We start from the raw sequence: 10,562 nt of genomic DNA on the forward strand, positions 1-10,562 counted from the left end.
CCTTCGATGGGTGGCGGCGCATCGCAGCCGGCGAGCGCGAGCGCACCGGCGGCGCCGACCGTGCCGAGGAAGCTGCGCCGCCTCATGGCCGCATCGCCCGCGCGCTCAATGTGCCATGACCTTGCCCCACTCCTGTTCGTAGGTGGTGACGAGGACCTGGTTGGAAAGCCGGTTGACCTCGGCCGGCACGCGCGCCATGTCGAGCGGGAAGTCGAACATCAGCGGCAGCGTGGGCGCGGACAGGAAGCGCAGGCCCGCGGGCAGCGCGTCGGGCTTCCGGTAGGGGCGGTGGCTCGCGATGATGAAGCCCCATTCGCCGAAGCTCGGCACGTGCACGTGGTAGGGCGTCGCGGTCAGGCCCACCGACTCCACCGTCTGCGCCACGGTCCAGAAGCTCTTGCGCGCCACCAGCGGCGAAGTGGTCTGGATCACCGCGTAGCCGCTGGCCGCGAGGCGCTTGTCGAGCAGCGCATAGAAGCTGTTGGTGTAGAGCTTGCCGATCGCGAAGTTGGTGGGATCGGGAAAGTCGACCACGATCACGTCGAACAGGTCATCGTCACTGCGCTGCTGCAGCCACTGGAAAGCATCGGTGTTGACGATCTTGAGCTTCGGCGACGACAGCGAATGGCCGTTGAGCGCGGCCAGCGTCTCGTGGTCGGTGAACAGCTTCGTCATGTTCGGATCGAGCTCGACCAACGTGACCGACTCCACCGAGGGGTACTTGAGCACCTCGCGCACCGCCATGCCGTCGCCGCCACCGAGCACCGCCACCTTCTTGGGCGCGCCGTGCGCGGCCATCACGGGGTGCACCAGCGCCTCGTGGTAGCGGTATTCGTCGCGCTCGGCGAACTGCAGGTTGCCGTTGAGGAACAGCCGGTGCCCGAGCAGCCCGCGCGTGACCACGATGCGCTGGTAGGGCGAGGTGGCGCTGAAGACGATGCGGTCCTGGTAGAACTTGTCCTCGGCCAGCGTGGTGATGTGGTCGGCGCCGATGAAGCCGCCCAGCAGCACCGCGAGCGACAGGAAGCAGGCCAGCGCATGCGCGCCGACGCGCCGCAGCTCGTGGCGGAACAGCCAGAGCGCCCACACCGCCACCGCCGCGTTCATGAAGCCGAACAGCAGGCCGGTGCGGATCATGCCGAGCTGCGGCACCAGGATCAGCGGGAAGGCCACCGACACCGCGAGCGCGCCGAGGTAGTCGAAGGTCAGCACCTGCGACACCAGGTTCTTGAGCGCGACGTTGCGCCGCAGGATGCGCATCACCAGCGGGATCTCGAGCCCGACCAGCGTGCCGACCACGACCACCAGCCCGTACAGCAGCAGCCGGAACGCGCCCGGCGCGTAGGCGTTGGCCAGGAACAGCACGGCCGGCAGCGCGCCGCCGATCAGCGCCACCATCAGCTCGATGCGCAGGAAGTGGGCCGGCAGCTGGCGGTCGAAATAGCGCGACAGCCACGAGCCCACGCCCATCGCGAACAGGTAGGTGCCGATGATGGTGCTGAACTGCAGCACCGAGTCGCCCAGCAGGTAGGAACTGAGCGCCGCCGCGCTGAGTTCGTAGACCAGGCCGCAGGCGGCCACCACGAAGACGCTGGCGAGCAGCGCGATCTCGACGGGCTGCGGCCCGCGCGCATCGGCCGGGCGCGCGGACAGGGCCTGCTCCTCGCTCAATGGATGGCGGCGGCGACGATGATGCTGATGCCCAGGCTCATCGCGGCGACGACCAGGCCCAGCGCCACGTTCTGCTTCTCGACGATCTCGCCCCAGAGGTCATAGGGCGTGATCTTGTCGATGATCAGGAAGCAGAGCCAGAAGATCACCACGCCGATCAGCGCGTACACGAGCGATCCGAGGACCACGCCAGGTTTCAGCCATTCAAATCCCATGGGGACCTCCAGTCGTATCTGTATCTATCAGTCGATGAATCGGCAGCGCGATCTTCGTCATTTGTGGCCGCCGCCGCTCGAGGAGCCGCCGTAGGAGCCGCCCGAGCTGCGGTAGCCGCCGCCCGAACCGCCGCTGCTGCTGCTGCAGGTGCTCAGGATGATGAGCAGCACGATGATCACGATCGCGATCACCACGATCGTGCCGCAACCCAGCCCCGAGGCCGCGCTGACCGGCGACGCATCGGAGCGCTCGAACAGGTCCTTCTTGGCATCGAGCTTGAAGGCCGTGGCGACCGCGCCGCTGTCGATCTTGCTGCCCGAGGACCAGGTGAGCTCGTTGACCGAGCGCTCCATCGACAGCAGGGCGCCGCCGACCGCGAAGTCGCGGTTGAAGGTCTTCTGCCCGCGCTCGACCTGCCAGTAGAACTCGCCGGCCACGTAAGTGGTCTCGGCGTTGTAGGCGTACTGCTGCTGGTAGCGCTTGCCGAGGTAGGTGGCGGTGCTGCCGTTCTCGGCCATCACCGGCGCGCCGGTGGTGGGGCGCACCATGCTCCAGCCGTCCTCGGCGTCGACCAGGAAGCTGAAGCCGCGCTTCTTGTTGTAGAGCAGGTACTCGTCCCAGCCGAACTGCTCGTCGTCGCCGGGCTCGCTGCCCATGCGGTGCTGGAAACCCACCACCTGCCACTGGGCGCCCTGCAGCTGGCCCATGCTGCCCAGCGCGATCAGCGGGCGCACCGGCTCGTTCTGCGCCGCATGCTTGAGCTCGCCGCCGATGCCTTGCGACAGGTCGATGATGCTGTTGCACGAGCGGCAAGTGACGCTCTTGCTGTCGGCCAGGTTGAGCGTGACCGGCGAGCCGCAGTTGGGGCAGTTGAAGCTGCGGCCCTTCTCGTCCTTGGCCGAGTCCTCGCGCAGGCCCGTGAGCTGCAGCGATTCGAGATCGACCGAACGGCCCAGCGAGGCGGCCGGCGGCTGCGAGCCGTAGTCCAGGCTCAGCACCAGGCCCTTGTCGTTGCGCAACTCGACCACCTGGAACGGCCGGCCGAGCTCGGGCAGGTGCGGCAGTTCGCCCTGCGCCGAGACCAGCGTCACCTCCTCGTTCGAGGCGACGGTGTAGCTCTGGCCGTTGAAGGCGCTGGTGGCGCCCACGCGCAGGTCGACCGCGGCCGGCGGCGTGCGCTGCAGTTCGAACGGCAGCGAGAAGACGTAGGCGCCGTTGTCCTCGCTGAGCACGCCGGTGCGGTCGCCGTCGAGGGCCGCGATCCACTCGGTCCAGCGGCCGCCGGCGTACTTGTACTGGAGCCGGCCGACGATGGTGAAGGGCTTGTCCTGGATCCGGCCCGCGGCGAACAGCTGCAGCGGGCTGAAGTCGTCGAACAGCTCGGCCATCTTGCCGGTGCGCGCGAGCGTGTCGCCCTGGCGCACGACGGTGCTCTGGCAGTAGGGGCAGACCGCATGGGTCGACTGGGCCGATCGGAACTCGACCGGCGCGCCGCAGCCGGGGCAGGGCGCGCGGTAGTAGCGCTGGGTGCCGCCGGCTTCCTCAGCCATGGCGCACGCGCGCGGGCGCGAGGCCCGCAGCATTCTTCCAGCCGATCATGCCTCTCACGCCCGTCGAGCGGGCGTCAGGCGCTATACAGAACATAGCGCCGGGTCAGACCAGCTTCTTGAGCAGTTCGACCTTCTTGGCGTCGAACTCTTCCTGGGTCAGGATGCCCTTGGTCTTGAGTTCGCCGAGCTTCTCGAGCGTGGTCATCACGTCGTTGGGGTTCACCACCGCCACCGCCGGCTGCTGCTGGACGGCCGCGGCCTGCGCCGCCGCGTTCGGGCTCAGGCCCTGCGCGAGGTTCTGCGCCAGCACCTGGCCGAGCGCCACGCCGGCGCCCAGGCCCATCGCGTCGCCCGCGATGCCGCCGCCGTTGGCGGCACCCTCGGCGAACTTGGGGATCGCCTGCGCCGTCTGGTACTGCATGAACTTGCCCATGTCGTTGCCGACCATGCCCATGCCGATCTTCTGGTCGAGGATCTTCTGCAGTTCCTCGGGCAGCGAGACGTTCTGGACCGTGATGTTCTCGAGCTTGATGCCGATCTTGGCGAACTCGGGCACCAGCTGGGCCGCCAGCGCCTGCGCGAACTGGATCTGGTTGGCCGCGAGGTCGAGGAAGGGCACGCCGCTGGAGGCGATGGCGTTGCTGATGTTCTGCAGCACCAGGCCACGCAGCTGGCCGTCAAGGTCGGCCACGGTGTAGATGTCGCGCGTGCCCGAGATCTCGGTGTGGAACAGCTTGGCGTCGCCGATGCGGAACGAGTAGTTGCCGAACGCGCGCAGGCGCACGGCGCCGAAGTCCTTGTCGCGGATGGTGATGGGCTGCGGCGTGCCCCACTTCTGGTCGACCTGCTGGCGCGTGCTGAAGAAGTAGACGTCGCTCTTGAACGGGGACTCGAAGAGCTTGTCCCAGTTCTTCAGGTAGGTCAGCACCGGCAGCGTCTGCGTGCTGAGCTTGTACATGCCGGGGCCGAACACGTCGGCCACCTGGCCTTCGTTCACGAACACCGCGACCTGCGACTCGCGCACCGTCAGCGAGGCGCCGTTCTGGATTTCCATTTCCGCCATCGGGAAGCGCCAGGCCAGCGTGCCATCGCCGGACTCGGTCCACTGGATGATGTCGATGAACTGTTTCTTGATGAAATCCATCAGGGCCATGGCTGCGCTCCTCTAGAGGGTTTTTGTGCGGACTTGGCATATTGCCACAGCGACTTGACCGCGGACCCGTGCTTTTGGTCATTTTGGTCATGGCTGCACCCTGGCCAGGCGTCATAGTCCGTCATCGTCCGAGGTCTACAATCGGCGCCCCCAGAAGAAGCGCCTCAGGAGCAACGGCACATGTCTGACACGACCCCTTCGTCATCCTCGACTCCCTCGCCCGAAGACAAACGCGCCGAACTTCGACGTGCCGCCCTCGAGTACCACGAGTTCCCGGTCCCCGGAAAGATCTCGATCGCCGCGACCAAGCAGATGGTCAACCAGCGCGACCTGTCGCTGGCCTACTCGCCCGGCGTGGCCGCGCCCTGCGAGGAAATCGTCAAGGACCCGGCCAACGCCTTCAAGTACACCGCGCGCGGCAATCTGGTGGCGGTCATCACCAACGGCACCGCGGTGCTGGGGCTCGGCGACATCGGCCCGCTGGCTTCCAAGCCGGTGATGGAAGGCAAGGGCGTCCTGTTCAAGAAATTCGCCGGCGTCGACGTGTTCGACATCGAGATCGACGAGAAGGACCCCGCGAAGCTGGTCGAGGTGATCGCCGCGCTCGAGCCCACCTTCGGCGCGATCAACCTCGAGGACATCAAGGCGCCCGACTGCTTCTACGTCGAGCGCGAGCTGCGCAAGCGCATGAAGATCCCGGTCTTCCACGACGACCAGCACGGCACGGCGATCACCGTGGCGGCGGCCATGCTCAACGGCCTGAAGGTGGCCGGCAAGGACATCGCCGACGTGAAGCTCGTGACCTCGGGCGCGGGCGCCGCGGCGCTGGCCTGCCTGAACCTGCTGCTCAAGGTCGGCCTGAAGCGCGAGAACGTGTTCGTGACCGACCTGGCCGGCGTGGTCTACGAAGGCCGCACCGAACTGATGGACGACGACAAGCGCCAGTACATGCAGAACACCACGGCGCGCACGCTGGCCGAGGTGATCGAGGGCGCCGACGTGTTCCTCGGCCTGTCGGCCGGCGGCGTGCTCAAGCCCGCGATGGTCGCCAAGATGGCGACGCGCCCGGTGATCTTCGCGCTGGCCAATCCGAATCCGGAAATCACGCCCGAAGACGCGCGCACGGTGCGCGACGACATCATCATGGCCACCGGCCGCACCGATTACCCGAACCAGGTCAACAACGTCCTGTGCTTCCCGTACATCTTCCGCGGCGCGCTCGACTCGGGCGCGACCACGATCACCGACGAGATGGAGATCGCCGCGGTGCACGCCATCGCCGAGCTGGCGCAGGCCGAGCAGAGCGAGCGCGTGGCGGCCGCCTACGTCGGCGAGAAGCTGTCGTTCGGCCCCGAATACCTGATCCCGAAGCCCTTCGACCCGCGCCTGATGATGAAGATCGCGCCGGCCGTGGCCAAGGCGGCCGAGGAAAGCGGCGTGGCGCTGCGTCCGATCAAGGACATGGACGCCTACCGCGACAAGCTGCAGAGCTTCGTCTATGCCTCGGGCACCACCATGAAGCCGATCTTCGACGCCGCCAAGCGCGCGCCGAAGAAGCGCGTGGCCTACTGCGAGGGCGAGGAAGAACGCGTGCTGCGCGCGGCGCAGATCGTGGTCGACGAGGGCATCGCGCGCCCGACGCTGATCGGCCGTCCGGCCATCATCGCCCAGCGCATCGAGAAGTTCGGCCTGCGCCTGAAGGAAGAACTCGACTACGACGTGGTCAACGTCGAGCAGGACCACCGCTACCGCGACTTCTGGCAGACCTACCACCGCATGACCGAGCGCAAGGGCATCACGGTGCAGGTCGCCAAGATCGAGATGCGCCGCCGCCTCACGCTGATCGGCGCGATGCTGCTGCACAAGGGCGAGGTCGACGGCATGATCTGCGGCACCTGGGGCACCACGCTGATCCACCTGCACTACATCGACCAGGTGATCGGCAAGCGCCCCGGCGGCTGCGCCAGCACCCCGCAGGACGTGCCGGTGTATGCCTGCATGAACGGCCTGCTGCTGCCCGACCGCCAGGTGTTCCTGGTCGACACCCACGTCAACTACGACCCGACGCCCGAGGAACTGGCCGAGATCACGACCATGGCGGCCGAGGAGATGATGCGCTTCGGCCTCAAGCCCAAGGCGGCGCTGCTGTCGCACTCGAACTTCGGCACCAGCAATGAGCCGAGCGCGCTGAAGATGCGCAAGACGCTCGACCTGCTGCGCGTGCAGGCGCCCTGGCTCGAGGTCGATGGCGAAATGCACGGTGACGTGGCGCTCGACAGCAAGCAGCGCGCGGTGGTCATGCCGCACAGCGCGCTGGCCGGCGATGCCAACCTGCTGGTTTTCCCGAACATCGACGCGGCCAACATTTCCTACAACCTGCTCAAGACGGCGGCCGGCGGCAACATCGCGATCGGCCCGGTGCTGCTCGGAGCGGCCAAACCTGTGCACATTCTCACGGCGAGCGCCACCGTGCGGCGCATCGTGAACATGTCGGCGCTCACGGTGGCCGACGCCAACGCAGAACGTTAAGCTTTAGCAAGCATTTCTTCGAGAGTGGACGCCAACTTATGGCGTCCCTGTCAAGCCCTCGATGCTGCTCAAACTTTGGGCAGTCGCTTGCTATTTTCGCCAGCGTGGTGCACACTCGCGGGCTTGGATTTGCGGGTTAACCCCAAGGTTGATCGCTGATCCGAACCCCCCGCTCTTTTCTTGTGGTGCCTCTTTATGGCGATGGCGTCTTGCGCCTCGATCACGTCCTCTGTCGCTAAGTTTGCGCTCACCGGCTTCATGCTGGCAGCGCTGGCGACGACGGGGGCCGAGGCCCGCGGATGGTTCGGCGCCGGGAATTCCACCGCCCAGGAAACGATTGCGCTGGCCGAGCTGCCGGTGCAAGGCCAGCGTACCTACGAAGCCATCCTGAACGGCGGTCCCTTCCGGTACGACAAGGACGGCTCGGTGTTCGGCAATCGCGAGCGGCTCCTGCCCTCGGCCCGGCGCGGCCACTATCGCGAGTACACGGTGAGCACGCCCGGATCGCGCGATCGCGGTGCCCGGCGCATCGTGTGCGGCGGCGAGAAGCGAACGGCACCCGAGGCCTGCTGGTACACGGCGGACCACTACGCGAGTTTCAGACGGATCACGCCATGAGCGACGACAACGACTTGAGCGGCGCACCGAAGCGCCCCGAAGAAATGATGATGACTATGGAAAGACCAGCGGAGATGACTTTATCCCTTCGTGCCGTACGCCCGAACATCGTGCAATCGATTCGCGCGTTCCGCGTGAGCGACCTGCAGGACGCCGCCAATGCGGCGGGCCAGCACTTCCTGTATGCCAACCTCGGCAACGCACAGACCAAGCAGGACGTGCTCGACCTGATCGCCCAGCAGTTCACCTTTCCGGCGCACTTCGGCAAGAACTTCGACGCGCTGTACGACTGCATGACCGATCCGTTGCATAAATCGGGCCCGCAGCCCGGTTTCGTGATCGTTCTCGAACAGATCCCGGCCAACGGCAAGTTCGACAAGGAAGCGCGCGAGCAGCTGCTCGACATCTTCCGCGACGCGTCGGACTACTGGGGCGACCGCAAGGTGCCCTTCCGGTGCTTCTATTCTTTTCTGTAGCCCGTTCTGCACAAACCAGCCAAGCAGAACGGGCGAACGAGGCCCAGCCGACCAGCGCGGCAACCCTCGATGGCATCCAGATCGACCCGGCGACCGTCCCCCCCGCGGTGACGGCCACCGCGACCGACGAACCCACCGGCGAAAAAATGCCGACCGACAAACTGGTCGACGTCTCGCCGCTCGCCTTGCGCATGAGCAGCCCGTTCAACGCGGGTTACTGGCTCGCCGCGGCGTAATCAAGAAAGAAGCGCTCGCCGGACGCGTTCCGGCACCGCAAGAAAAAACCCGTCATCGACGGGTTTTTTCGTTTCTCTCGCGGCCCGCGCAACGGCTCGGCCGCTTCAGCCGAGTCCCGGCGTCTGCGCCAGCGCCACGTACTGGTCGACCGGCACTTCCTCGGCGCGCCGCTGCGTGTCGAATTCGCCGGCGAAGCCGTGCTCGTCGAGCCATTTGCCGAGCGTGTGGCGCAGCAGCTTGCGGCGCTGGCTGAACGCGACCTGCACGATCTCCTCGAGCCGCTTCGCATCGACCACCGGCGGCGCGGCCAGCGGCACCATGCGCACCACGGCGCTGTCGACGCGCGGCGGCGGATCGAAGCTCTCGGGCGGCACGAACAGCACGTTCTCCATCTCGTAGCGCCACTGCAGCATCACGCTCAGGCGGCTGTAGTCCGAGGTGGCGGGCCGCGCCACCATGCGGTCGATCACTTCCTTTTGCAGCATGAAGTGCTGGTCGGCCACGAGGTGGGCATAGCCCAGCAGGTGAAAGAGGATCGGCGTGGAGATGTTGTAGGGCAGGTTGCCGACCACGCGCAGCGCGGTGGTCGGCACCCTCGCCGCCAGCGCCGCGAAGTCGACCTTGAGCACGTCGGACTCCACCACCTCGAGCTGCGGATGGCTGCGCAGCCGCTTGGCGAGGTCGCGGTCGAGTTCGATCACGGTGAGCCGGCCGAGCCGCTCGACCAGCGGCTGCGTGAGCGCCGCGAGGCCGGGGCCGATCTCGACCATGGGATCGCCGGGCTGCGGCGCGATCTCGCGCACGATCGCGTCGATGATGCCGCCGTCGGACAGGAAGTGCTGGCCGAAGCGCTTCCTGGGAATGTGCGCCATCGTGTGTCGATCAGGACTGCGGGGGCTCGCGGAACTCGACGTAGGCGCGCGCGCGCACTTCCTGCGCCCAGGTGTTGAAGGCTTCCTCGGTGCGCTGGTCGCGCAGCACGGCCCGGGCGGCTTCGCGCTGCTCGTCCTGGCTCGGCTTGACGTTGCGGCGCTCGAGCACCTGGATCAGGTGGACGCCGAAGCGCGACACCACGGGATCGCTGATCTGCCCCGGCGCGAGGCGGTTCATGGCTTCCTCGAACTCGGGCACGTACATGCCCGGGCGTGCCCAGCCGAGGTCGCCGCCGTCCTTGGCGCTGCCGTCCTGCGAGTTGTCGCGCGCCAGGCTGGCGAAGTCGACGCTGCCGCCGCTGGCCTCGATGCGCCGCTTGAATTCGGCCAGCTGCGCCACCGCCTGCTCGGTGGTGCGCTTGGGGTCGTTCTGCAGCAGGATGTGGCGCGCATGGGTCTGCGTGACCACCGCGTCGGCCGAGCCGACCTGTTCCTTGGCGATCACCTTGACGACGTGGAAACCGGCGGACGAGCGCACCGGCCCGACGATGCCGCCCACGGCCGTGGACTGGACGGCCTCGACGAACAGCGGTGGATAACGGTCGGCCGTGCGCATGCCGAGCGCGCCGCCATTGGCGCGATCGGGGGCGTCGGAATTGCTCTGCACCAGCTTGGAGAAGTCCTCGCCGGCGCGCGCGCGCTGCGCCAGGCCCTGGGCCTTCTGCTGCGCCTGCGCCACCTGCGCGTCGGTGGCGTTCTCGGGCACGGCCACCAGCAGTTGCGCGAGGTTGAGGTTCAGCATGGACGGATCGCCCTTGCCACCGCTGTTGCGCTGGTCCTGCAGGAACTGGTCGGCTTCGGCGTCGCTGACCTTGACCTTCGAATCGACCTCGCGGCCGCGCAGGCGCGTGAGCAGGAGCTGGTCGCGCAGGTCGTTGCGGAAGGCCTGCAGGCTGATGCCTTCGGCGGCCACGCGCTGGCGCAGCTCGGGCAGGGTCAGCTGGTTCTGGCGCGCGACGGTCTGTTCGGCCTGGTCGATGGCGATCTCGTCGACCTTGATGCCGGTTTCCTTCGCGAGCTGCAATTGCGCGCGCTCGGAGATCAGCCGCTCGAGCACCATGCGTCCGAGTTCCGGGCGCGGCACGCGCTCGGCGTCGGGGTTCTCCTGGATCAGCCGCTGCACGCGGGTCAGCACCTCGGTGTTGGTGATCGGTTCGGAATTGACCAGCGCGACGATGAA

At 67.1% G+C, this 10,562-nt stretch carries 11 protein-coding genes; 4 read left to right on the forward strand and 7 right to left on the reverse strand.

All coding sequences use genetic code 11. From position 1 onward, the window contains the following. The 5 genes from AC27VN_RS20425 to AC27VN_RS20445 all read right to left on the reverse strand — a co-directional run. A partial coding sequence (locus tag AC27VN_RS20425; protein ID WP_490877690.1) for a twin-arginine translocation signal domain-containing protein occupies window positions 1-86 on the reverse strand: 86 nt, incomplete at its 3' end. Between the two features lie 19 nt (window positions 87-105). Then, window positions 106-1,671, reverse strand: a complete 1,566-nt coding sequence (locus AC27VN_RS20430) for a polyamine aminopropyltransferase (protein ID WP_490877685.1) — start codon at window positions 1,669-1,671, stop codon at window positions 106-108. Continuing rightward, window positions 1,668-1,886 carry a DUF350 domain-containing protein gene (locus tag AC27VN_RS20435; protein WP_019653703.1) on the reverse strand — a complete coding sequence of 73 codons (219 nt, stop codon included), beginning with the start codon at window positions 1,884-1,886 and terminating at the stop codon, window positions 1,668-1,670. The genes AC27VN_RS20430 and AC27VN_RS20435 overlap by 4 nt, the downstream gene beginning before the upstream one ends. A 57-nt stretch (window positions 1,887-1,943) precedes the next feature. After that, window positions 1,944-3,437: a DUF4178 domain-containing protein gene (locus tag AC27VN_RS20440; protein ID WP_490877686.1), complete on the reverse strand. Its 1,494-nt coding sequence runs from the start codon at window positions 3,435-3,437 to the stop codon at window positions 1,944-1,946. Window positions 3,438-3,540: 103 nt separating this feature from the next. Beyond that, window positions 3,541-4,590, reverse strand: coding sequence for an SPFH domain-containing protein (locus tag AC27VN_RS20445; RefSeq protein ID WP_490877687.1), 1,050 nt, complete (start codon window positions 4,588-4,590; stop codon window positions 3,541-3,543). Between the two features lie 180 nt (window positions 4,591-4,770). Here AC27VN_RS20445 and AC27VN_RS20450 point away from each other — a divergent pair, with 180 nt between their 5' ends. The 4 genes from AC27VN_RS20450 (at window position 4,771) to AC27VN_RS20465 (ending at window position 8,449) form a co-directional block, all read left to right on the forward strand. After that, window positions 4,771-7,119 (forward strand): NADP-dependent malic enzyme, encoded by a 2,349-nt coding sequence (locus AC27VN_RS20450; protein WP_093343554.1) that lies wholly within the window; start codon window positions 4,771-4,773, stop codon window positions 7,117-7,119. A gap of 201 nt (window positions 7,120-7,320) precedes the next feature. Beyond that, on the forward strand, window positions 7,321-7,737 hold the full coding sequence (locus AC27VN_RS20455; RefSeq protein WP_093344141.1) for a guanyl-specific ribonuclease: 417 nt from the start codon (window positions 7,321-7,323) through the stop codon (window positions 7,735-7,737). 50 nt (window positions 7,738-7,787) lie between these two features. Further along, on the forward strand, window positions 7,788-8,213 hold the full coding sequence (locus tag AC27VN_RS20460; protein ID WP_093344142.1) for a barstar family protein: 426 nt from the start codon (window positions 7,788-7,790) through the stop codon (window positions 8,211-8,213). Next, entirely contained in the window at window positions 8,192-8,449 is a 258-nt protein-coding gene (locus AC27VN_RS20465; protein ID WP_143129161.1) for a hypothetical protein, read from the forward strand. Before AC27VN_RS20460 ends, AC27VN_RS20465 begins: the two co-directional genes overlap by 22 nt. A 105-nt stretch (window positions 8,450-8,554) precedes the next feature. On the opposite strand, the gene rsmA is transcribed toward AC27VN_RS20465, so the two are convergent. Both rsmA and AC27VN_RS20475 read right to left on the reverse strand, forming a co-directional pair. Continuing rightward, entirely contained in the window at window positions 8,555-9,322 is a 768-nt protein-coding gene (rsmA, locus tag AC27VN_RS20470) for a 16S rRNA (adenine(1518)-N(6)/adenine(1519)-N(6))-dimethyltransferase RsmA (protein WP_490877688.1), read from the reverse strand. A gap of 10 nt (window positions 9,323-9,332) precedes the next feature. Further along, on the reverse strand, window positions 9,333-10,562 hold a 1,230-nt coding region (locus AC27VN_RS20475; RefSeq protein ID WP_490877689.1), incomplete at its 5' end, for a peptidylprolyl isomerase.

It is taken from the genome of Variovorax sp. 20P10.2.4 (assembly GCF_058244205.1).

What these genes read in the sequence shown, in the direction of transcription:
- AC27VN_RS20450 (WP_093343554.1), top strand. Translation starts at nt 4,771, where the DNA reads ATGTCTGACACGACCCCTTCGTCATCCTCGACTCCCTCGCCCGAAGAC.
- AC27VN_RS20440 (WP_490877686.1), bottom strand. Translation starts at nt 3,437, where the DNA reads ATGGCTGAGGAAGCCGGCGGCACCCAGCGCTACTACCGCGCGCCCTGC.
- AC27VN_RS20435 (WP_019653703.1), bottom strand. Translation starts at nt 1,886, where the DNA reads ATGGGATTTGAATGGCTGAAACCTGGCGTGGTCCTCGGATCGCTCGTG.
- AC27VN_RS20445 (WP_490877687.1), bottom strand. Translation starts at nt 4,590, where the DNA reads ATGGCCCTGATGGATTTCATCAAGAAACAGTTCATCGACATCATCCAG.
- AC27VN_RS20460 (WP_093344142.1), top strand. Translation starts at nt 7,788, where the DNA reads ATGACTATGGAAAGACCAGCGGAGATGACTTTATCCCTTCGTGCCGTA.
- rsmA (WP_490877688.1), bottom strand. Translation starts at nt 9,322, where the DNA reads ATGGCGCACATTCCCAGGAAGCGCTTCGGCCAGCACTTCCTGTCCGAC.
- AC27VN_RS20455 (WP_093344141.1), top strand. Translation starts at nt 7,321, where the DNA reads ATGGCGTCTTGCGCCTCGATCACGTCCTCTGTCGCTAAGTTTGCGCTC.